Here is a 21,726-nt window from a genome sequence, read left to right on the forward strand (position 1 = left end):
GCTACCAGCTCTGACGAGCTGGGCGGTCTGATTGCGTTGCGGGGTATATCCCATTGGTTCGGCATGACCTACGATGTGCCCGTGCACACTGGGGACGGGGCTGCCGGCGCGGGCCGCGYGTATTCTCGGCATTCCGCCGCCGAGGTCGCGGTGAGTGGGCGGGTGGGTTCCCACGGGGGCGACCCGCGTTTTGCCGCGCCGGGGTGTGAAGTGAGCCACGGGAGCACCCTGGGCTCCATCTGTGGCCCGGTCACCGGTGGAAGTGGGGCCGACGGGATTCGGCACGAGGCTTTCMTGTATCAGGGCGACGCCGGTTTCCTCAGCGCAACGCGCGATTTCGTGCTCGCCGGACTCGCGGTCGACGAGGCCGTCCTGGTAGCCGTGACACAGCCGCGGATACGCCAGTTACGCGCAGCCCTCGGTCGGGCCGCGCAGCGCGTCTCTTTTCTCGATATGGCCGAGCTTGGTCGTAACCCGGCCCGGGTTATTCCGGCCTGGCAGGATTTTCTGGATCTCRGTGTCGAGCGCGGTCGGCTGGTACGGGGGATCGGCGAGCCGACATGGCTGGCCCGGTCCGGCCCGGAGCGGCGGGAATCCATGCTGCACGAGGCGTTGCTCAACGAGGCGTTCGCCGCGCCGCCGGCGTGGCGGCTGCGGTGCCTCTATGACGTGGGCCAGATCGGCCCGGCGCTCGTTGACGAGATCTGGCGCACCCATCCCGCGGTGGTGGAGGGCGGGCTGGGCCGGATCAGTTCCCGGTATCGACCGCCCGGGTCCGCCGTCGCGAGTCCGGGCCCCGACCCGCTGGCCGAGGCCCTGCCGGACCTCGGCGTTCCCCGCGTCGAGTTCGCCTTCGGCCCGCGCGACTTGGGGCACGTCCGCGCCGAGGTGATCCGGGTCGCCCTGGCCTGGGGCCTGGGCGCCGAGCGGACCGGCGAGTTCGAGCTGGCCGTGCACGAGGTCGCCACGAACAGCGTGCACCACGGCGGGGGCCACGGAGCGGTCCGCCTCTGGACGGACGACGCCTGCCTGATCTGCGAGGTCCGCGACGGCGGCCGGCTGTACGACCGGTTGGCCGGACGCCGCCGCCCGGACCTGTCCCTGGGCGGCGGCCGCGGGCTGTGGCTCGTCAACCAGCTGTGCGATCTCGTCCAGCTCCGGTCGACCCGGGTTGGCACGACCGTGCGGATGTACATGTACGTCTAACGGGGCTTCGCCCCAGCCCGGCCGGGTCCGGCTCGCCGGCCGGGTTCGGTGGGCCGGGCAGGTTTGATGGGCCGGGCAGGTTTGATGGCGGCGGGGCCGACGCGGGAAGTATGGCCGACCCTGCACCGCTCGGCGGCCGGATCCTAGCCCCCGGACTGTCCGGCAACCTTGTCCAGGACCGCGGTGTGCAGCTTGCGGACGCCGATGGGGGCGAACGCGCGCTCGAAGAAGCCGCCGACACCGCCCGCACCGTCCCAGGTCGTCGTCGCCGTGACCAGGCTCTGGTCCGGCCCGGAGCCGTGGACGATGTGCCAGCGGGTGCACAGCGAGGAGTTCTGGTCCGCCTCGACGAGAGTGCTCGCATCGGGGACGGAGACGGTCGCGTCGATCTGACGCACCCGCTTGCGGGTTGCCTGGAGCCGATAGGCGATGCGGGTCCCGGCACCGTGGCCCCCCGCCAACACCCGGTACTCGGAGACGTTCTCTGGCCAGGCTCGGGCGCGGGCGCCCTGGTAGTCCGCGAGCTTCGCGACAACCTGCTCGGGGGTGCCCGGCACGACCCGCCTGACGACGACCTCGATCTGTCCCACCAGCTCCTCCTTCCTCGCTCCGGCCGGCTCTCGGCCGAAGTCCGCGTTCCTCCCGGCAGCCGCGCTCGTCCGGGAGAGAACCCGTGGCGCCACGGGCGGGCCGCCAGGCTCGCGTGCCCCTGACCGTCTCATCTGACCCGTAGTCCGTCGCCCTCGCCCGTCGCGCTTCCCGGCTTGACGGGCGCCGAGCGGCGCAGTTGATTACTTGGAGTTACAGTCGGCGAGCAGGTGGACGCCCACCAGAGCGGCCAGATCGCGCGCCGCCGGGCCGAGTGTGGCGAGCGCCGCCGAGAGCGTCGGGGACCGCTACCCCGGGTCGATCCCGCAATGCCGCCGGAGCCGGAGGATGAACAGCAGAATCACGAGCAGAGCCGCCAGCCCGGCGGCGGACCCCGCCGCCCGCGGGTTGTCGGCGGCCTTCTGCCGGCCGGCCGTGAGGGCGCTGCCCGCGGTGTCGCGCACCTGGCCGGCCTTCGCCGCCACCTGCGGGTGCGCCTCGAGCTGCTTGTGCACGGTCTGCGTGGCCGTACCCGCGGCGCTGCCGGCCGTCGCGCGGGCCTTCTGTGCGGTCACGGCGAGCTGCGGGTGGGCGTCAAGCTGCCGGCGTACGGTGGCCTTCGCCTGATCCGCCGTGTCCCGGGCCTTTTCGGCCGCGATCTCCGTCGTCGCCGCGACCTTCGGGCGGACCGCCTCGGTCGCCGTGGTCACCCGGCGTTTGATGTCCTGTGCGGTGCGACCGGCGACCTTCTGCGGGCTGACCCGGTCGGAGAGCTGGTCGAGGTCGCTGCCGAGCCGCGCCCGGGTCGCCTCGATGTCGGACCGGATCTTATCCGGACTCGTGCTTGTCACTGCGAACCTGACCTTTCTGATGCTTCTGCCGGTGGTTCCGCGGAAACACGGGGTGGTGGGCGGCACGGGAGTGGCGACACGGGGTGGTGGGCGGGTGGACGAACCCGAGGGTGGTGGGGGACGAACTACCCGCGGCGGCCCTGCGCCCACTGGACGTCCTCGCGCAGCGTCTCCACGGTCTGCGCCGGAGTGGGGTGGACCGTGCGCAYGGTGGAACGACCCCTCATGGCCAGCACGGCCGCGACGACGCCGAGGACGACAGTGATGATGAGGGCGGCCCAGCCCAGCGCCATCACCTCCCCCAAGCCGAACATGACGGCCAACAAGGCGAAAAGCAGGGTGAAGTAACCGGCGCCGCCCGCTACGGCGAACATGCGGGCGCCCTTGCCGGCCTTCTYCACCTCCTCGCGCATCTCGGCCTTGGCGAGGGCGAGCTCCTGGCGGAACAGTGTGGAGATGTCCGAGACGACGTCGGACACCAGCTCCCCGGTTGATTCGTGGTTGCCGGTTGATTCGCGGTCACCGGTCGATCCGTGGTTGCCGGTCGATCCGTGGTTGCCGGTCGATCCGCGGTCCCCGCTCGTGCTCCCGGCAGCCGGCGGGCCCGGCGCGGCCMGGAGAGCCTGGGTGGCATCCGATGAGGTCCGCACCCGTGCACCAGCCACGTATGGGGCGCTATCGTCCGGGTAGGGAATACCGATCGTTCCCGACTGCCRCCGGTGCGCACTCCTCATGGGTTCTCCTTGCGGCTTCTCCTGGCGGGGCGTCCGCGTAGCCGTACCCGCGGAACAACGTACGATCTGCGGATTCCCTAGGATCGGCGGCTTAACCCCGGCAGTCGCGCCACCTGGGACGAATTACCGTCTCGTCCGCTTTCCGCCGGGCTCCCGCGCCCGCGGCCGGCGCACCCGGTCGTCAGTCCACCCGTTCCTGCGGGGAGGAGTGCTCCCAGTCGGCGAGGATCGTCCGGATCCCGGTGACCAGTAGCAACGGCTGATCGAGCATGACGTGATGGCCGGCGAGCGGGATCTCGATCACCGGTGCCACCCGCCCGAGCAGGTTGTACATCTGGACACCGATGTCGGGGGTGAGCAGGCCCTTCTCGGCCCGAAAGAGCGCGACCCGGCAGTGCACCTTGCGTAGTACCTCGGGCGACGGGGTCCGGTTGCCGAACACCTTCGGGTCGAACTTCCACGTCCAGCCGCCCTGGACCGACCCGATCGAACCCCGGGCGACGTGATCGATGATGAACGGCAGCACGTAGGGCTGCTCCGGCACCGCCCGGAACCGGGCCAGCGCGTCGGTCGCTGTCGGATACACCCGCAGCGGGCCGAACGCCGTCCGGTCCCGGGCCGCCCGTTCCTCCGGGGTGAACTCCTGCACGGGGGAGTCGACGACGACGATGCCGGCGACCCGGTCCGGGTACTGGGCTGCGGTGGTGATCGTCACCCAGCCGCCCATGCTGTGCCCGATGATGATCGGGGGCGAGGCGACCTTGGCGTGGTCGATGACACCGATCACCTCGGCCGCCCAGGTACTGAGCGAGTAGTCCTCGCGCCGGTCGCTGTCACCGTGGYCGGACAGATCCAGTGCGATGACGCGGTACTCCCGCGGAATCATCGGCGCGATGTGGTCCCACCAGCCCGCGTGGGCGGCACCACCGTGGACCAGCACGATCGCCGGCCGGCCGCCCCTGCCCCAGCAGCGGTAACTGATAGTCGCGCCCGCCACCTCGGTCTCGTGCCGCTCCGGTCGGTGGTCAAGGGCGGCCTCGAACCAGGCCGGTGCTTCGTCATCCATCCCAGGTCTCTGCCGTTCGGTTCGTCGGGCGGGTGGTTCCATCGTCGCCGGCCGCGGCGACGTGTCCCACCCCTGATACAACACCGCCAGGCCTGCGTTCAGGCCGTTCGCGGCCGTGTTGTCGGATTGGCGATGAGACGGCCACCGCGGGGCGGCGATCATGTAATGCTGGACCGGCCTGCGTAGATGCGTCGGCGGTCGACCCGCCTCGGCCGATGCGCAGGACGCCCGACGCCGCCGGGTGCGAACAGCGCGTGTGCACTCGGTCCGGCGAGGTGACCGGTCCGGTACCGGAGCCCGGCGGCCCCGTGCGGCGTCACACCCGTTCCCGGGAATACGCGTCGTGTGCCACGGGCATCCCACCGCCGCGGATATTCCCGTGACCGCCGCCACTCCCTTCGCCGCACGGGGTGCAGCGAAGCATTCTGATGTTTCCCATGTGCAACAGAACCGGTAATCTAGCCCGAAATTTYGACCTTTCGGGGACTGCCGTCCGGCCCGGGCGAGCCGCCCGCCCCGTTGCCGACCCCGCCGGCCCTGGTGCCCGAGTCGTCCGTCTCCGGAGGTGCGGGGGACGTCGCCAGAACCCTGGCGATCAAAATCGGGCTGGCGTGGAGGCGGCCGTCCCACTGGCCGCCCTACGGCACACGCCGGTGCAAGATCGGTTTCCGGGAGACGGCATCGTGACCATTCTCGCCCCACGAGGCACACTGCGGCGCTCTTTGGCAAGAGTCGAGGGTGCGGAAACCGTTAGGGACCTTGGTCCCGTCGCGCCCGACAGATGGGGGTCGTACACTTTCACCAAGTCCCGACGAGGCCGTATACCTGCGTTCCCCCCGTACGTTGGGTGAGATGGTCTCGTCGGGACTACTTGTGTCCGGTTGCATCCAGACCGTTCCCGAGCGAACGGCCCTGGTTCGACCGTTGAGGATCTTTTCCTGGTCGCCCACTCCGACCGGGTGATTTCTCGACAGCCGGTCAGCCCCGGCCGGCCGCGTCATCCATCCGGTTCATCCGTCTTCAACTGATCGTCGTCCGCGTGCCCACGGGCGTGGTTCGCGTGGCGATCAGTGTCTGCCGCAGTGTCTRCTCGTTCCCGCCCTGCGTCCTCGGTCGAGGTCGCGGTTCATCGACAGGAACGGACAGCGGGGTGGCGTCCGCTGCCTCCGTGGCTACCTGGGAGAGTATTACTCGGAGTGATTGAGCGTTGCGCTGGGTATCGGAGGCGCGACGATGCAGGTCTCCCGGCCTTGGCCGTGCCCGGGAAGCGGCTGGTCGGGACCGGTGTCGTAACGGCGGTGTCGTAACGGCGGTGCCGTAACGACGAGGTCCGGACGGCTGCGGTGCTGGAGGAGCAGGTCTGGGTCGCCGTGGGCGGCCCCGTGGTCGTCGCGGTGAGTGGCGTCGCCGTCGATCACCACGTGTTGCGGGTTGGCGGTTTTTAGTGACGGATGCCTTTCCCCTCTTGCGGGAATATCGCCTTGCTGACAGGTCTGGCTACGTTCGGACAGATATGAGATGTTTCGTGGGGAGTGGCCATGGGCTGCGGACATGCCGGCGATCGGGATCGATAGCCTGTTTTGGGCATGTACCGACAAAGCCGATGGTTGCCTCCGTAGGGGTCGGAGGGAGCGCGGTAGGTCGCTGGCGGGAGGCCGGCGGAATTCGGAGTCGGTGATGCCGCGAAGGCCGCGGCTCGTCCCGACCGGGTCCTTCGTCGCGGCGCAGCCGCTATGGGGGCTGGCCGGCTCGCTCGCACGGGAATGACTCGGAAGGTAGGGGTGAACAGGTGCATGTCCCTGCGGCGCGTATCGTCTTCTCACCGGAGGATCGCGCGGAGATCGCATCGGCCGCGACCGAGATCCTGGCCACCGGTGCGCTGACCTTGGGCGTCCATACCGCTGAATTCGAGGCGGCATTCGCCGCGGCTCACGAGGCCCCGTTCGCGGTCGCCGTGAGCAGTGGAACAGCCGCATTGGAGATCATCCTTCGCAGTCACGGTGTCGAAGGCGCGGATGTCGTCGTGCCGACGAACACGTTTGCGGCGACCGCTTTCGCGGTGCTGCGGGCCGGTGCCATGCCGGTTTTCGCGGATGTGAGTTCGGACACCTTTGCCCTGACCGCCCGCAGTGTCGAGGCCGCGGTGACGCCGCGGACCCGCGCCGTTGTCCTGGTCCATATCGGTGGGCTGATCCCGCCGGACGTGGCCGAGTTGCGGGCCTTCTGTGACGATCGAGGCATCGCGCTGGTCGAGGACGCGGCACATGCCCACGGCAGCCGCCACGGCGACGGCCACGCTGGGTCGTTCGGGATCGCGGGAGCGTTCTCGTTCTATCCAACCAAGGTCATCACGAGCGGTGAKGGCGGAATGATCCTCACGTCCGATCCCGCCATTCACGAAGCCGCTCGGATCTATCGTGACCAGGGCAAAGCCGGTTTTCTCGGGAACGTCCATATCAAGCAGGGGTACGCCTGGCGGCTCAGCGAGATTCATGCGGTCACCGGCCGGGTGCATCTGCGGCATCTCGCTGACTTCCTGGCGACCCGCGCYGCCGTAGCCGCGCGGTACGACGCCGCGCTGGACACCCTGGGTACCGTCACCCGCCTGCAGGTGCCGCCGGATGGTCTCTGCAACTACTACAAGTACATCGTCCTGCCCCGCCCCGGAATCGACCGCGGCCGGCTGAAGAAGGAGCTGAAGGAACGCCACGGCGTCTCCCTGAGCGGTGAGGTTTACGAGTCGCSGCTGCACCGGCAGCCGGTCTTCGGCGACTATGCGCTCCGGTCCCTTCCGGTCGCCGAGGACATCTGCGCCCGGCACGTGTGCCTGCCCATCCATTCGGACATGACCGAGGCGGAGGCCGACCATGTGGTCGCGTCCTTCGCCGCCGCGCTGCAGAGCCTGAGCCTGGACGGATGACGATGAAGATCGCGGTAACCGGAGGGTCGGGTTTCATCGGCAGCCATGTGGTCGACCGTCTGCTTGACGCCGGTCACGACGTTCTCTCACTGGACGTCGAACACCGGCCGGTCGACCCCCGGGCTAGTTACCAGCACCTCGACGTGCTTGATCTGCCGGCGGTCACCGCCGCGCTGAGGGGCGTCGAGGCCGTCTTCCACATCGCGGGGATGTCCAATGTGGACTTCGCGTTCGCCGACCCGGTGCGCACCGTGCGGCTCAACGTCGAGGGCACCGGGAACATCTGCGAGGCGGCGCGGCAGGTCGGGGTTCGCCGGGTGCTGTTCGCCAGCACCGTCTGGGTGTACGGGGCGGTCGGTGACCGGGCCGGTTCGGCGCCGCTGACGGAGGACGCCGAGATCACGCTGGGCCGCGCCGGGCATGTCTACACCTCGACGAAACTGGCCGCCGAACTGCTGCTGCACAGCTATCAGCAGACCTACGGGCTGCCGTTCACGATCCTGCGTTACGGCATCCCCTACGGCCCCGGAATGCGTGACGAGCTGGTGCTGGCCCGCTTTGTCCGCAAGGCTCTGAACGGCGAGTCGCTGACGGTGGCCGGCGACGGTCTGCAGTTCCGCAACTACGTTTTCGTCCGGGACCTGGCCGAGGCGCACGTGCTGGCTCTGACCCCCGACGCGGCCAACACTACGCTCGCCCTCGAGGGCAGCGAATCGGTCAGTGTGCTGGAGATGGCACGGGCCGTCCAGGAGTACTTCCCCGGCACCGCCATCGAACACATGCCTGCGCGCCCCGGGGACTTCCGCGGTCGGGAGATCTCCGCGCAGCGGGCCGCGGAGGTGCTCGGATGGCGACCGACCACACCCTTCTCGGAGGGTGTCCGGCAGTACATCGAGTGGTATCTGGCAAATCGACGGCCTCCGGCTCAGGCGCTCCCGCCTGTCGGCGACCTCGATATCTCCGCGGCCTCCTCGGAGTGACCATGGCGCAGATCGGCGGTAGCACGGTGAATGGACCATCCGAAGATGATGTTGAGGCGGGGGTCGGCGGCCCGCCAGCCGCCGGCGAACCGGGGGTCACGGAACCTGTCCTGCCAGGGCCGGCCRCAGCGGGGGGACCGGTCGCCGGCGCCCTCCCCGCCGATCCGCGCACGCACGGCGTCGATGTCCGGCCCGCCGGGACGCCGACGCGACGCGGCGGCGCGCTGCTGCTGTCGGGCTCGCTCGGGATGGGCCACGACGTGATGGCACAGGCGTGCGGCGCGTCGCTCACCCGGCGCGGGTTCACCACCCGGACCGCCGACAGCCTGCGCATGCTCGGTGGGCGCAACGGCTCCCGGGGGGAGAAGGTCTTCCGTGGCATGATCGCCGTTCCGGGCCTGTATGATGCCGTGCACTTCTCACAGATGAGAACCGGTGGCCGGCTCGCCCAGGCCATCGAGAGGACCTCGAGCCGGTTCGTCGTCCCGGCATTGCGCGAGGAACTGGCCGCCCAGCCGACCGATCTCGTGATCTCGATCTTCGCTACCGGAGCCGCGGCGGCCAGCCGGGTCAAGGCCGAGTTCCCCGGCCTGGTGACGGCGGTGTTCTCCACCGACTGCTGCGTGCACCGGCTGTGGGTACACGACAACACCGACCTCTACCTGGTCACCTCGCAGACCGCCGCCCGGTACGTGCGGCGGTTCTCGCCGAACGCGCTGATCTCGGTGGTCCCGACCCCGGTCCGGGAACCCTTCTACGACCCGCCCACCCAGGAGGAGGCGCGGGCCGCGCTCGGCATCCCCGCGGACGCTCCCTGCGTGCTGCTGATGTCCGGCTCCTGGGGGCTGGGACCGTTGGTAGAGGGTGCCGCGGCCATGGCCGCGGCGGGCATCTACGTGCTTGCGGTGGCCGGCCGCAACCAGCGGTTGGCCGCGCGGTTGGCGTCTYTGTCGGAACAGCAGCACAAGGTCATCCCGTTCGGCTTCACCGATCGCGTCCCGGCGCTGATGGCGGCGAGCGACCTGGTCGTCACGTCGTCCGGGGACACCTGCAGCGAGGCTCGGGTGATCGGCCGGGACCTGCTGCTCWTCGACGTGGTGCCGGGGCATGGCCGGGATAACCTTCAGAAGGAGCTCGAGCGAGGTCATGCCGAGGTGACGAACACCGACCCGGTGTCGTTGACCAGATCCGCGCTCGCGTGCCTTGACCGGGTCAAGCCACCGTCGGACCGGGTGGCGATCGGCCCGCACGCGTGGGAGCGGGCATTCGGGGCGGCTCTGGCGCAGATCGGTTTCGGCGCGGACTGGTGAGGCGAACCCACGGTTCGGGACGGATCCCGAGGGCCACGATGTTGGACGGGACATGAGCAGAGCCCTGGTGATCGGTCTGCCGACCGCGGTCGTCTCGGCGGCTCTCTACGGGATCGCGCCGCTCGTCCAGGCCCGCGCTGCCCGCCGGGAGGAGGAGAGCTCGGGGCTGGGGCTTGCGCTGCTGGCCCGACTGGTGCTGCGCCCCCTGTGGCTGATCGGCCTCGCCGTGGAGGCGGGCTCGTTCCTGCTGGAGGTGTATGCGCTGTCCGTGGCCCCGGTGGCGATGGTCGCCCCGGTGATGGCCCTCGACATGATCGTCTTCACCCTGCTGGCGCAGCGGGTGCTCGGCGAGAACATCAGCCTGACCGGCTGGCTGGGCGTGGTCGCGATGGTCGGCGGTATCGGCCTGCTCGCCTTCGCCTTCACGCGCCGAGCGGAGGTCGGCAGCTCGGCCAGCACCGATGTCCTGCTGGCCTTCCTGGTCCTCGGTCTGGTCTTCGCGCTGCTCTGCGCGTCCCTCGCCAACCTGGCCGCGGTGCGGGAGATGGTCGCGGGTGCCGCGTTCGGATTCGGGGCCGCGGCCGGGGTCAGCTACGCCATCGCCACGCTGGCGACCCGCCAGATCGGCCTGGCGGTGAACGAACGACGTGAGGGGCAGTCCACGCTGGTGGACCTGCTCACCACTCCGACGCCCTACGTCCTCGTGCTGTTCTCCGTGCTGGCGCTCGGTCTTCAGCAGCGTGGCCTGCAAGGGCGCGCCGCCGTCATCGCCTTCCCGGTGACCAGCGGGGTCTCCGCCTTCCTGCCGGTGACTCTGGGCCTGACGCTGTTCAGCGAGCCGGCGCCCGACGGCGTCCGCCGCGCGGCGTTCATCGTCGCGATGGTCCTGGTCGCGGCCGGAATCGCCGCTCTCGGCCGTGATCGGATGGCGGCAGACCGGTCCGTGGACGAACTTGAGAGCGTGCTGCGACCCACCCCCGACGACCGCGGGTTGGGGGACGGCGTCGCGCCCCTGGACGGCCGGCCGGAGGTGGTCGAGCCATCGGAGGCGGAGCCGGGGCAGCCGGCAAGGGCCCGGGACGAAGCGGCTTCTAACGCTCGTACCGGCACGGTTGCTCACCGCAGCGGCATGTCGAAGAACTTATAGTGATGCGCCGTGTGCTTTCGGTGAGATAGTCGTCGTGGCCGGCCGCTCGGGTTCACCCCCCGATCGCCCGGGCGCCCGGCCGTCTCCCGCTTGCCCGCCTCGCACGTTTCCCGCTCGCACGTTTCCCGCTCGCACGTTTCCCGCGTATCCCCGCCGCCCAGGTTTGCTGCCCGGCCCGGAGCAGAGCAGGCGCGGACCGGGCGATCAGGGTTTCCTCTCCGGCCGGGTCGTCGAGGCGCCGCCAGCCGCATCTCGACGACCCGGYTGGCTCGTCAGACCCCGAATCGCTGAAGGGCCTTGCGCACCCGCAGGTTCGCCTGCGCGAAGGAGATCTTTCCGTCCACGTAGGCCGACAKCGCCGCGCGGCGGACACGCTCGACGCGCTGATCTTCGATCGGAGTGTTGAGCAGGTTGGTCGTGGCGGTGGCCACGGCAATCACCTCCCAGTGGCAGGGAAACAGGGCATTGYAACTCGCGGGTGACCTCGGACGGCACACCGGACCGGAAGGCGGGGAACGAGGCGACGATGCCTCGGYCGATCCTTTCGACACGAGGTCGATCCGAGATCGGAGATGAGCAGATGGACCCGGAGAGCGGGCGGACGCTGCGCTGCGCCGCCTCGCTAGGAGGGCGACGGGATGGCGACTCTGCGCTCCGCCCGCCCCGGCTGACCGAGGATCCGGGCAGGTGCGTTATGGCGCCGCACGCGGGTAGCCGTATTATCACATATGGTCACAACGACTGCCCTCCTCCGCGTTGGGCGGGCGCTTGACGCCCGCGTGGCCTGTTCCGGTCGGGTGCAAGGTGGCCAGACGCCGACCTGCCGGGCTGTGACGGGAGACCGCAGGAGCCTTGTCACCCGATCGCCTCGCGGCGAGTGACGCGCTGCCGTATCCACATCACGTTACAATCATGTAACAACCGCGACAAGACGAACGTCCAGGCAACGAAGCTCGACCGAACATCTACAAGAGTGCGCGACCGGGAGGCATTGCGCAAGAGCCAACCGGCTCGTGGCGAGACTTCCTGAACAGGTATCTCGGCCCCCAGGCCGATGGAACGATGCCGTTGATCGAATCGTCTCCGCATGGCGGGTCCGGCCCGGCGCCGGTCCCGCTCTGAAACACCAGGGCCTGAAACACCAGGGCGGTGCATTCTGGCCCGGGCATCCCGGCCCGGGTAGGGGTTGACCGAGGATCACCCGGTTACCGGCGTGATCGGCGGGGTTACGGTCACCGGAGCGATGCGCATCGAACCGTGGGGGAGAGCCGAAAGCGGACGGCCCGGTTCCGGTCGCGACGTGCCGGAGCGACCGGAACCGGGCCGAGGCCGACCAGCGGCGATCTCGTTTTTTCCGATGGGATTTTTCGGTGGGAACAGGACATCTCACCCCATTCCCCCGGATCAGGGCTGGGTGGTGGTTCAGCCCGGGATGATCCGGCTCCGGTCGAACTCGCCGTCCCGCGCGCCGGCCAGGAACGCGTCCCACTCGGYCGCCGAGAAGGCGAGCACCGGCCCGGTCGGGTTCTTCGAGTCACGGACGGCGACGCCCCCGCCGAGCGCCGCGACCTCCACACACATACCGCCCGCGCCGTTGCTGTAGCTGCTCTTGCGCCAAGCCGCCTCGATKGCATTGTCGGTGATCGGCTTCATATATCTGATCATTTCATTTCCTCTGCGACCGAGAGTATCATCTGGATGGACTCTTCCGGCCGCAGGGCTGCCGCCAGAAGATGATCCAGCTTCACTCTATAGCGCCTGACTTCGGAGGGGCGCTCAATATAGAGACTTCCGGCCGCTTCCTCTATATAGACCACTTCGTTGTCTCCCGACTCGGGGAATCCGAGTATCGAGAATGTGCTTCCCAGGCTGGCATGCGCGCCCACGGAGAAGGGAAGTACCTGAATTGTCACGTTCGGCAGCTCGGACTGTTTGGCGAGGAACTCAAGTTGGCTTCGCATGACGGCTCTGCCGCCGATTGTCCGGCGTAGGACCGCCTCGTCCAGAATCACCCAGAGGCGAGGATGATCGGCGGCGGTGAGCCGGCGCTGCCGGTCCAGCCTGAGCGCGATCTTGCGTTCGACCTCGTCCTCGCTCACCTCCGGATCGTCGGCCCGGATGACGGGCCGGGCGTAGTCGCTGGTCTGCAGCAGCCCATGGACGAGCTGCGATTCGTAGACCGAGATCGAGGCGGCGTCGCCCTCCAGGCCGATATAGATCTCGAACCAGGCGGGGACCACGTCGTGGTAGGTGTGCCACCAGCCGTGGCGCCGGGACTCGCGGGCCAGGGCCAGCAACGCGTCCCGGCGTTCGTCGTCGGTCACGCCGTAGAGAGCCAGCAGGTCGGACACGTCCCGGGTGCGGACCGGCACGCGGCCGTTCTCCATCCGACTGACCTTGGAAACCGAACAGCGCAGCAGTTGGCAGACCTCGTCGACGGAGATGCCCGCCCCCTCGCGAAGTCGTCGTAACTCGGCGCCCAGGCGCCTTCGCCGCACGGTCGGACCGCCGCTCGTGGCCATCGCTCGTCCTTCGGGCTCTTCGGGGTGATGGATGCATCCTGCCACTTGTTCGCCACTCCTCACCCAGGGCGCGCATCGCTGGGTAGCGAAACTCTTACAGAAGCTCTTGCAGAAGAGGCGTGCAGGGGTCATGCTTACCTTGAGTAGCGATGATGCACCTCAAGGTGAGAGTGTGGGGCAGAGCTGGTTGCGGGGAGACGTCGATGGTCATCGCGCAGGGTCCGGGATGTCGGTAGGGAGACCGCGCCGAGACACGGCGCCCCGCACCTGTGGTGCCTCCATGCCCGGCGGCCGCGTCGCCGGTCCCGCATGTGTCGACGCCGGCGGCTGTCAGGCGTCACCCCTCAGGCGTCAACCGTCAACCGCCGGTTCCGGCTGAGTGGATGACGATCCTCGCCCGGAGCCGGCCATCTCGCCGTTGTCCGCCGCGCTGTCCCCGTCGTGCGGCTCTCCGTCGTGCGGCTCTCCGTCGTGCGGCTGTGCGTCGCGCGGCTGTGCGCGGAGGGGATTTCTTCCGCGGCGGCTCCGGCGGGCAGATACACGATCATCATTATCGGACAATCACCGAAAGGCGCGACAATGACGACTCGCCAATTCCAGGTTTATGACGGCGATGGCGAACTGGTGGCCACCTTCCCGGAATGGGAGGCGGCGCACAACTGGGCTCATCTGCGCGCGAACGAGCCGGTGACCTCGCGGCCCGTGCAGATCGAGGATCGGGTCGAACGCCGTACCTGGACGATCGAGGCGGACCGCTGCCGGCTGACCGTGTGGCGGCGACGGGTCGAGTACGGATACTGCGGGAGTGGCGACCTGCGGCATGCCGCTAACGCTCGTAAGCACGCCCGGGCGTCCTGAGCCGGTCCACTCGTGGCTGCTGGTGACTCCCGCCTGCGGGTTGGCGTGGCCCCCGGCCCGTGACGGCTCCGGGGAAGTCCCGGCAAGTTCCGAGGCTTCTCTCAGGTAGTCCACAGCCTCTCCGGACATCGTCCGTCCCATGAGTTCGACGCGGCACCCGGCCCGATGGTCTCCCCACCTCGTGGTGCGTCTCGCCCTGGTGGCCTGGGGGATCGCCGTGGTGGCCCTGTGGTGGTTCGACACCTCCGCGTCCAGCGTCCACGGCGCCGGGCCCGCCATGACCGCGGTCGGTCGGGTCTGCGGCCTGCTGGCGGCCTATCTGGTGCTCGTGCAACTGCTGCTCATGGCACGGATACCGGCCTTCGAACGCGCCGTCGGTCTCGACCGGCTGGCCGCGTGGCACCGCGGCCTGGGCACGAACGTCATCCTGCTCATCGTCGTCCACATCCTGCTGACGGTGTGGGGTTACGGCTTGGCCGGGCATCATCAGCCGCTCGCCGAGCTCGTCACGGTGATCATGACATACCCGGAGATGTGGAAGGCCACCGTCGGCACCCTGCTGTTCGTGGCCGTCGGGGTCGCGAGTGCCCGGGCGGCCCGRCCGCGCATCTCGTACGAAGTCTGGTACGCGCTGCATCTCACCACCTACCTCGCCGTGTTCCTGGTCTTCTTCCACCAGACGGAGACCGGTGGGGACTTCGTCGGTCACCCGGTTAACCGGCTGCTGTGGACCGCGATGTACGTCTCCGTCGCCGCCTGTCTCGTCGTCTGGCGCCTGATCCTGCCGATCGCGGCCGTGGCCCGGCACCGGATGACGGTCGATCGGGTGGTGGAGGAGGCACCCGGCGTCGTCTCGGTGTGGATCCGCGGTCACGACCTGCACCGGCTCGGTGCGCGTCCGGGGCAGTTCCTGCTGTGGCGGTTCGCCGCCCGCGGGCATCTCGTGACCGCGCACCCCTACTCGCTGTCGGCTCCGCCGACAGCGCATCAGCTGCGTATCACGGTCAAGGCCGCCGGCGACCACTCCCGGGCGGTCGCCCTGCTGCGACCGGGCACACCGGTCGTGGCGGAAGGTCCCTTCGGACATTTCACCGCCGCGCGGGCCCACCGGGGCCGGGCGCTGCTCGTCGGCGGGGGCAGCGGAATCGGACCGGTTCGGGCGCTGGCAGAGGATCTTGCCGGTCGTGGCGACGACGTCGTGGTTGTGCACCGGGTGAGCCGGCCGAGCGATCTCGCGCTGGGACGGGAGTTTGAGGCGCTCGCCGAGAGCAGTCGAATGATCGTCCACCGGGTGATCGGTTCCCGGCGTGAGCTCGGATACGACCCGCTGGAGGCCCGCTTCCTCGATGCCGCCATCCCGGACGCCGCCGACCGCGACGTCTTCGTCTGTGGCCCTCGTGGGATGACCACCACGGTCGTCCGGGCGCTTCGCGGTCTCGGCGTTTCCCGTGACCAGATTCACACCGAGGAGTTCGATCTCCGTTGAACGACAACAACGACAACAACGACAACGCCGAAAAACCCTACCGGGGAAGGCTCGGTTTCGTGGCGCTGATGGGAGCCGCCATCCTCGTGGTCGGTGCGAAGGCCGCGACCGGACACGGGGAGCGGCTGGTGGCACTCGCCGCGTCGCCGACCGCCGCCGGGGCGACCCCTCAGCCCTCCGCCGGGGCGACCCCTCAGCCCTCCGCTCAGCCCGCTCAGCCCTCCGCGTCGGCGGGCACACCGGCCCCGTCCTTCTCCGCCACCGCGGGGTCCACAGGTTCGGGCTCCGCCGGAACGGTTACCACCCGGACGGTGACCGGGGACGCCATCGATACCCGCTACGGGCCGGTGCAGGTCCAGCTTGTCCTGGTCGGGAAGAAGATCACCGATGTGGTTGTCCTGCAGATGCCGGACCGGGAGCGGCGGGACATCGAGATCAACGAACGGGCCGTGCCGATCCTGCGCCAGGAGGTGCTCGACGCCCAGAACGCCCGGATCGACACCGTCTCCGGCGCCTCGTACACCAGCAACGGGTACGCGTGGTCCGTCCAGTCCGCCCTGGACAAGGCCGGTGCCTAGCCTGCCGGTGTCGGGCGGGCCGCTGCCGGTTCGGCCCGGACGGGTCCGCGCCGAACCGGTGATGGGCACCGTCGTCAGCATCGACGTCCGCACCCCGCTCGCCCCAGCGGATCTGGCGGCGGCGATCGAGGCGGCGGCTGYGGTCCTGCACCGGGCGGACGAGGATTTCAGCACGTTCCTGCCCGGGTCCTGGGTCTCTCGAATCCGGCGCGGCGAGGTCGACCTCGGTGCCTGTCCCGACCACGTCCGCGAGGTCTACCGGGTGGCCCGCGCCTGCCGGGAGCGGACCGGCGGCAGGTTCGACCCGGCGTGGCGGGGCGACGGCACGCTGGACCCCACCGGTCTGGTCAAGGGCTGGGCGGCCGAGGCGGCCTCCCGGGTGCTGACTGACGCCGGAGCCGCGGACCACTGCGTCAATGCGGCGGGGGACCTGCGGGCCAGGGGAGTCGCCTCGGCGCCGGGGCGACCCTGGCGGGTGGGGGTGTCGGATCCCTTCGACCGGAGCCGACTCGTCGCGGTGGTCGAGGGCACCGAGCTGGCCGTCGCCACCTCGGGGGTGTTGGAGCGGGGCGCGCACGTGATCGACCCGCGCACCGGCATCCCGGCGACCGAGCTCGTCGCGGTCACCCTCGTTGGACCGGACCTCACCCTGGCGGACGCCTACGCCACGGCCGCCCTCGCCGCCGGCCGGGACGCGTGGACCCTGCTTGTCGATCTTGCTCGGGAGGGATGGGCCTGGCTGATCGTCGACGCCGTCGGTCGGYTGGACCATTCGGGGGGATTCCCCGGCCAGGTGGCCGCCGCCGCGTCCGCACCCCCCGCATCACCCCCCGCATCGGACGGGTCCCGTTCCGCGTCCGCCGGATCCCGATGACCGGTCTTMCCGGCGAGCAGGACGAGACTGGGTGGGTGGACCGTCCGATCAGGGTCCTCGTCGTCGACGACGAGGAGGCGATCACYGACCTCGTGACCATGGCACTGCGCTACGAGGGCTTCGACGTRCGCGCCGCGCACTCCGGGCAGGCGGCGTTGACACAGGCCGCCCTGTCCCCGCCGGACCTGCTCGTGCTGGACGTCATGCTCCCCGACATCGACGGGTTCGCGGTCTGCGAGCGGCTGCGGCGATCGGGGCAGGGCGTGCCCACCCTGTTCCTGACGGCCCGGGACGCCACCGAGGACAAGGTGCACGGACTGACCCTCGGCGGGGACGACTACGTGACGAAACCGTTCGCGGTCAGCGAGCTGATCGCCCGGGTCCGGGCGATCCTGCGCCGGGCCGGGGCCGCCGACGGCGCGCCCACGCCGCTGCGTTTCGCCGATCTCGAGCTCGACCCGGAGACCCGCGAGGTGCGGCGCGCCGGGCGGCACGTCGACCTCACCGCYACCGAGTATCGCCTGCTGCACTACCTGCTCGCGAACGCCCGCAAGGTGCTCACCCGGGCCCAACTCCTCGACCACGTCTGGGGACATGACTTCGGCGGTGACGCGCGGGTCCTGGAGACCTACGTCAGCTATCTGCGGCGCAAGATCGACGACGTGCCACCCCCGCTGATCCACACGGTGCGCGGCGTCGGCTACGTGCTGCGCCTGCCGCGTTGAGCCGGCCGGTCCTGTCCCTGCGGGCCCGGCTGCTGCTGGCCCTGGTGGGCCTGCTGGCCGTCGGGATGGCTCTCGGCGCCGTCGGCACGCGAGGGGCTCTGGGGGCCTACCTGCGTGGCCGGCTGGACCAGCAGGTCCGGGACGCCCATCCGCTGATGGAGCAGTTGCTCCTGCGGGCCGGCGGGGACGGRGACGGGGATGACCACTACCCAGGTTTCGGCACCACGTTCCTGGTGGGCACCTACGGCGCGTTGTACGACGGCGCCGGCCGCCGGCTCGCCGAGGCCAGCCCCGGCCCGGGTGGCCCGGGTGGTCCGGGTGGCCCGGCGGCGCCGACGCAGCGTCCGGCGGTGTCGGCACGCCTGCTCGCCACCGCCCGGCTGCATCCGGACCTCGCGACCGTCCCGCTGTGCACGGTGGGCGCCGAGGACCATGGCGGCCGGTTCAGGATGCTCGCGGAGCGCTTCGACAACGGGTATGTGCTGATCGTCGCCGTGCCCTTCGCGGAGGTGAACGCCACCCTTGACCGGGTCACCAGGATCGAGGTCGTGGCGACCTCGGTGGTCACGGCCGCGCTGGCCGTGATGGCATACGTCATCATCCGGCTTGGGCTGCGTCCCCTGACCCGGATCGAGCAGACCGCGGACCTGATCGCCCACGGCGACCTGACCAGGCGGGTCGCCGACGCGGACCGCCGGACCGAGGTGGGTCGGCTCGGGCTCGCCTTCAACGCGATGCTCACCCGGATCGAGGCGGCGTTCCGGGCGCGTGAGGTCTCCGAAGGGCGTCTGCGCCGCTTCGTCGGGGACGCGAGCCACGAGCTGCGGACCCCGTTGACATCGATCCGCGGGTACGCCGAGATGTTCCACCGCGGCGCCGCGGAGCGGCCCGAGGACCTGGCGATGGTCATGCGCCGCATCGAGGAGGAGTCCGCGCGCATGAGCGAGCTGGTGGATGACCTGCTGCTGCTCGCCCGGCTGGACCAGCGACCGGTGCTGGAGCGCCAGCCGGTCGACGTCGCGGCGATGGTCCGTGACATCGTCACCGACGCCCGTGTGGTGAGCCCGGGACGGACGATCGAGGTCGACGTGCCGCCGATCCTCGAGGTGCTCGGCGATGAGGGCCGGCTGCGGCAGGCCGTCGGCAACCTCGTCCGCAACGCCGTCGTCCACACCCCGCCCGACGCCGGGATCTCCGTCTCCGTGGGCCCCCTCGAAGCCGGCTCCCCGGGGCCGACGGGCGATGGTCCCACCGACGGGATCGTGGTCTCGGTGGTCGACCACGGCCCGGGCGTCCCCGAGGATGCCGTGGCCCACCTCTTCGAACGCTTCTTCCGGGCCGATGCCGGGCGGTCCCGGGACGCCGGCGGGACCGGTCTGGGCCTGTCCATCGTCGACGCCGTCGCCACCGCGCACGGCGGGCGGGTCGAGTACCGGCCGACCCCGGGCGGCGGGGCGACGTTCCGTCTCGTCCTGCCCGGTCCGTCGCAGCCCGACTGACCTGTTCACCTTCGCCGGAAACGGGCCCGGAGACGTGGCGGGCGCGCGCTAGGCGGCGAAGGGGGCGGAGTTCTGGTTCATCACCTCGGTCGTGCTGGCCGGCGCCCTGGGCCCGCGGCGATCCGGATCAGATAGCTCGGGTAAGATGGCCGTCACCACAGGTGATCGTCTTGAGGGGGTGAGACCCATTTCCRCTGTGTCAGGGTGGGTGCTCTCCTCCCGCGGTCGCGCGGTTCGCTCGAGGTAGGCGATCGGGAGGGTGCCCTTCGGCATCCCGAAAGGCTTCCCGTGTCGACATCCGGCCCTTCTCCTTCCTTTCTCTCCCCTTCTCGTCCGTCCTTTCCCTCCTCTTCTCGTCCGTCTTCCTCACCGTTTTCGTCCCTGCCGCGGTCCGTCGTCGTCACGCGGCTGCGGGCCGCCGGCTGCGTCTTCRCCGAGGACGAGGCACGGCTGCTCGTCAATGCGGCCCGGACCCCGGGCGAACTCGCCGCGATGGTGCGGCGGCGCGTCGCCGGTCTGCCCCTGGAACACGTGCTCGGCTGGGCGGAGTTCCACGGCCTGCGGATAGCCGTGGACCCCGGGGTCTTCGTGCCCCGCCGCCGCACGGAGTTCCTTGTCGATCAGGCGGTCGAACGGGTTGCCGGCCGGTCCCGGCCGGTCACTGTCGTCGATCTGTGCTGTGGCTCGGGGGCGATGGGGGTCGCGCTGGTGGCAGCCCTGCCCGGGATCGAAGTACACGCCGCCGACATCGAACCGGCCGCGGTGCGGTGCGCCCGCCGCAACCTCGCCTCCGCCGGTGGCCAGGTCTACGATGGTGATCTTTACGAGCCGCTGCCAGCCGTCCTACGGGGCCACGTGGACCTGCTGGCCGCGAACGCCCCCTATGTACCCACCGACGCGATCGAGCTGATGCCGCCGGAGGCTCGCGAGCACGAGCCGCGGGTGGCGCTCGACGGCGGGGCGGACGGGCTCGATGTTCTGCGGCGGGTGGCCGCCGAGGCGCCGCGGTGGCTGGCCCCGGGCGGTCACCTGCTGGTCGAGACCGGCGAGCGGCAGGCGGCATCGATCGTCGAAGCCAGCGCCCAGGCCGGTCTGATCCCCACGGTCGCCAGTTCCGCCGACCTGAACGCCACCGTCGTCATCGCCACCAGGCCGGCCGCGGCTCCCGTGTCCGCGGTGGGCGCGGCAGCTGGACAGCTGCCGCCAGTCGGGTAGGCCCAGCCCTTATCCGCGGCTGCCCGCGGAAAGGCCGCGGGCAGCCGGATGCGGCCGGATGCAATGGATGCGGATGGACCGAAGCCGTCCTCGGTGAATCCCCGGGACCTGCTCGTCAGCCAACAGGAGATGTTTCAGGGCAGGACGTCGTAGGTGTAGGTGTCGGTCATGTCGAGCACGCTGCGGGGGGTCGCCGGGGTGCTCGGCGTGCTCGACGTGCTCGACGGGGCGAACGGGGAGACCAGCGGGTCGTCGATCCGATGGCCGAGGAGGCTTGCCGGGGCGGTCATGTCCGGCTGGTACACGCGGCCGTGACGCCGCATCCAACCCTCCCAGACACGGTCGACGTTGCAGTGGTGCACGAAGAAGACCGGGTCGTTGGGGGACGACGCCAGCGACATGTCCCTGCCCCCGCCAACCCAGCGGTGGACCTGGTTGTGCAGTCCGGTGCCGATGAAGCCTTCGAGACGGTTGCGGAACCCCCGCGAACTCACGTTGAAGGGAGCCTCGTCGTAGCTCGCGAGTGTCGGATCGGCGACGGTGTCGAAGGCTGCGGTGATATCGGCGTTGCTCGGCARGATCGACGATCCGAACGTGGCGCTGCCGAATCTACGCCGCACGCCGCGTTCRGCGACCTGCTGGAGCGCGCCGCTGCTGCTGGTGGAGATCCRTACCCGGAAGCTGGTCGGGTCGGCGGGGTCGAAGAAGAACGCACCGCCGGGGATCGGGGTGCCCTGGCCCCCGAAACCGTCCGGGGTGTTCCGCCACAGTGCCGAAGCAGCGGGGTTCGGCGCCGTGGCGGGGGCGGAGGGTGTCCCGTCGCGCGCCCAGTCCCAGTAGGGCAGCCCGAAGTTCGGGTCGCCGAGAACGCGCTGGAGGTGCACTTCCAGCCAGCCAAGCATGACCCGGTGCCAGGGCAGGAAGACGGGGCCGGCGTGCGCGGCGTTGCGGTTGCTCGGTGACCCTCCCGGGGGGACGGGGGTGTTCATCGCGATGACATGCCAGATGACGAACAGGTCGTAGGTCCGTACCGGTCGGCTCGGACCGGGGATGCCGAACTGATTCGTGCGCAGCGTCGTAGGTTCGTGTTTGAGGAGCTTGATTCCGCGGATATAGGCCTTTCTCGCGTCGTCGTCGAGAAGGATGTCGCGCCGGACGACCGCCATG

Annotated in this window: 20 protein-coding genes; 12 read left to right on the plus strand and 8 right to left on the minus strand. The window is 70.0% G+C overall.

What is annotated here, in order from left to right; genetic code table 11:
* The first annotated feature begins 81 nt into the window (after window positions 1-81).
* Window positions 82-1,206, plus strand: a complete 1,125-nt coding sequence (locus tag Manayef4_RS07670) for a sensor histidine kinase (RefSeq protein WP_254665515.1) — start codon at window positions 82-84, stop codon at window positions 1,204-1,206.
* A 143-nt stretch (window positions 1,207-1,349) separates the two neighbouring features.
* Here the strand turns inward: Manayef4_RS07670 and Manayef4_RS07675 are convergent, their stop codons facing one another.
* From Manayef4_RS07675 to Manayef4_RS07690, 4 genes are all read right to left on the minus strand, one after another.
* Complete coding sequence (locus Manayef4_RS07675; RefSeq protein ID WP_011434688.1) at window positions 1,350-1,796, minus strand: SRPBCC family protein; 447 nt, start codon at window positions 1,794-1,796, stop codon at window positions 1,350-1,352.
* Window positions 1,797-2,102: 306 nt separating this feature from the next.
* On the minus strand, window positions 2,103-2,645 hold the full coding sequence (locus Manayef4_RS07680) for a DUF3618 domain-containing protein (protein WP_023840147.1): 543 nt from the start codon (window positions 2,643-2,645) through the stop codon (window positions 2,103-2,105).
* A 125-nt stretch (window positions 2,646-2,770) separates the two neighbouring features.
* Entirely contained in the window at window positions 2,771-3,379 is a 609-nt protein-coding gene (locus Manayef4_RS07685; protein WP_070131110.1) for a phage holin family protein, read from the minus strand.
* A gap of 181 nt (window positions 3,380-3,560) precedes the next feature.
* Window positions 3,561-4,445, minus strand: a complete 885-nt coding sequence (locus Manayef4_RS07690) for an alpha/beta hydrolase (RefSeq protein WP_070131135.1) — start codon at window positions 4,443-4,445, stop codon at window positions 3,561-3,563.
* Between the two features lie 1,789 nt (window positions 4,446-6,234).
* Here Manayef4_RS07690 and Manayef4_RS07700 point away from each other — a divergent pair.
* The 4 genes from Manayef4_RS07700 to Manayef4_RS07715 are packed head-to-tail and all read left to right on the plus strand — an operon-like array spanning window position 6,235 to window position 10,802.
* Window positions 6,235-7,365, plus strand: coding sequence for a DegT/DnrJ/EryC1/StrS aminotransferase family protein (locus tag Manayef4_RS07700; RefSeq protein WP_070131111.1), 1,131 nt, complete (start codon window positions 6,235-6,237; stop codon window positions 7,363-7,365).
* A 2-nt stretch (window positions 7,366-7,367) separates the two neighbouring features.
* Window positions 7,368-8,345: an NAD-dependent epimerase/dehydratase family protein gene (locus Manayef4_RS07705; RefSeq protein ID WP_035731106.1), complete on the plus strand. Its 978-nt coding sequence runs from the start codon at window positions 7,368-7,370 to the stop codon at window positions 8,343-8,345.
* Between the two features lie 2 nt (window positions 8,346-8,347).
* A complete protein-coding gene (locus Manayef4_RS07710; RefSeq protein ID WP_070131112.1) occupies window positions 8,348-9,655 on the plus strand; it encodes a glycosyl hydrolase in 1,308 nt (435 codons plus the stop codon).
* A gap of 52 nt (window positions 9,656-9,707) precedes the next feature.
* Window positions 9,708-10,802 carry a DMT family transporter gene (locus Manayef4_RS07715; RefSeq protein ID WP_011434695.1) on the plus strand — a complete coding sequence of 365 codons (1,095 nt, stop codon included), beginning with the start codon at window positions 9,708-9,710 and terminating at the stop codon, window positions 10,800-10,802.
* Between the two features lie 272 nt (window positions 10,803-11,074).
* Here Manayef4_RS07715 and Manayef4_RS24820 read toward each other — a convergent pair whose 3' ends face one another.
* From Manayef4_RS24820 to Manayef4_RS07725, 3 genes are all read right to left on the minus strand, one after another.
* Window positions 11,075-11,233 (minus strand): hypothetical protein, encoded by a 159-nt coding sequence (locus Manayef4_RS24820; RefSeq protein WP_175443342.1) that lies wholly within the window; start codon window positions 11,231-11,233, stop codon window positions 11,075-11,077.
* A 991-nt stretch (window positions 11,234-12,224) separates the two neighbouring features.
* A complete protein-coding gene (locus Manayef4_RS07720; protein WP_070131113.1) occupies window positions 12,225-12,467 on the minus strand; it encodes a DUF397 domain-containing protein in 243 nt (80 codons plus the stop codon).
* The gene (locus Manayef4_RS07725) at window positions 12,464-13,324 is read right to left on the minus strand and encodes a helix-turn-helix transcriptional regulator (protein ID WP_023840143.1); all 861 of its coding nucleotides are present in this window, start codon (window positions 13,322-13,324) and stop codon (window positions 12,464-12,466) included. The genes Manayef4_RS07720 and Manayef4_RS07725 overlap by 4 nt, the downstream gene beginning before the upstream one ends.
* 579 nt (window positions 13,325-13,903) lie before the next feature.
* Here Manayef4_RS07725 and Manayef4_RS07730 point away from each other — a divergent pair.
* From Manayef4_RS07730 to Manayef4_RS07760, 7 genes are all read left to right on the plus strand, one after another.
* Window positions 13,904-14,182 (plus strand): hypothetical protein, encoded by a 279-nt coding sequence (locus tag Manayef4_RS07730; protein ID WP_011434699.1) that lies wholly within the window; start codon window positions 13,904-13,906, stop codon window positions 14,180-14,182.
* A gap of 139 nt (window positions 14,183-14,321) precedes the next feature.
* A complete protein-coding gene (locus Manayef4_RS07735; protein ID WP_011434700.1) occupies window positions 14,322-15,668 on the plus strand; it encodes a ferredoxin reductase family protein in 1,347 nt (448 codons plus the stop codon).
* On the plus strand, window positions 15,665-16,246 hold the full coding sequence (locus Manayef4_RS25815) for an FMN-binding protein (RefSeq protein WP_023840141.1): 582 nt from the start codon (window positions 15,665-15,667) through the stop codon (window positions 16,244-16,246). Before Manayef4_RS07735 ends, Manayef4_RS25815 begins: the two co-directional genes overlap by 4 nt.
* A 61-nt stretch (window positions 16,247-16,307) precedes the next feature.
* Window positions 16,308-17,120 carry an FAD:protein FMN transferase gene (locus Manayef4_RS07745; RefSeq protein WP_254665517.1) on the plus strand — a complete coding sequence of 271 codons (813 nt, stop codon included), beginning with the start codon at window positions 16,308-16,310 and terminating at the stop codon, window positions 17,118-17,120.
* Window positions 17,117-17,845, plus strand: a complete 729-nt coding sequence (locus Manayef4_RS07750) for a response regulator transcription factor (RefSeq protein WP_070131114.1) — start codon at window positions 17,117-17,119, stop codon at window positions 17,843-17,845. The genes Manayef4_RS07745 and Manayef4_RS07750 overlap by 4 nt, the downstream gene beginning before the upstream one ends.
* Window positions 17,846-17,910: 65 nt before the next feature.
* Window positions 17,911-19,344: a HAMP domain-containing sensor histidine kinase gene (locus Manayef4_RS07755; RefSeq protein ID WP_235186937.1), complete on the plus strand. Its 1,434-nt coding sequence runs from the start codon at window positions 17,911-17,913 to the stop codon at window positions 19,342-19,344.
* 381 nt (window positions 19,345-19,725) lie between these two features.
* Window positions 19,726-20,559 (plus strand): putative protein N(5)-glutamine methyltransferase, encoded by an 834-nt coding sequence (locus Manayef4_RS07760; RefSeq protein WP_070131137.1) that lies wholly within the window; start codon window positions 19,726-19,728, stop codon window positions 20,557-20,559.
* A gap of 134 nt (window positions 20,560-20,693) precedes the next feature.
* Here Manayef4_RS07760 and Manayef4_RS07765 read toward each other — a convergent pair whose 3' ends face one another.
* Window positions 20,694-21,725 carry a tyrosinase family protein gene (locus Manayef4_RS07765; RefSeq protein WP_070131115.1) on the minus strand — a complete coding sequence of 344 codons (1,032 nt, stop codon included), beginning with the start codon at window positions 21,723-21,725 and terminating at the stop codon, window positions 20,694-20,696.
* Window position 21,726: the final 1 nt, after the last annotated feature.

The sequence above is a fragment of the Frankia sp. CgMI4 genome (assembly GCF_001756285.1).
Classification (GTDB): domain Bacteria; phylum Actinomycetota; class Actinomycetes; order Frankiales; family Frankiaceae; genus Frankia; species Frankia casuarinae.

Excerpts from the sequence above, each read along its gene's own strand:
- Manayef4_RS07705 (WP_035731106.1), top strand. The coding sequence starts at position 7,368 with ATGAAGATCGCGGTAACCGGAGGGTCGGGTTTCATCGGCAGCCATGTG.
- Manayef4_RS07715 (WP_011434695.1), top strand. The coding sequence starts at position 9,708 with ATGAGCAGAGCCCTGGTGATCGGTCTGCCGACCGCGGTCGTCTCGGCG.
- Manayef4_RS07725 (WP_023840143.1), bottom strand. The coding sequence starts at position 13,324 with ATGGCCACGAGCGGCGGTCCGACCGTGCGGCGAAGGCGCCTGGGCGCC.
- Manayef4_RS07730 (WP_011434699.1), top strand. The coding sequence starts at position 13,904 with ATGACGACTCGCCAATTCCAGGTTTATGACGGCGATGGCGAACTGGTG.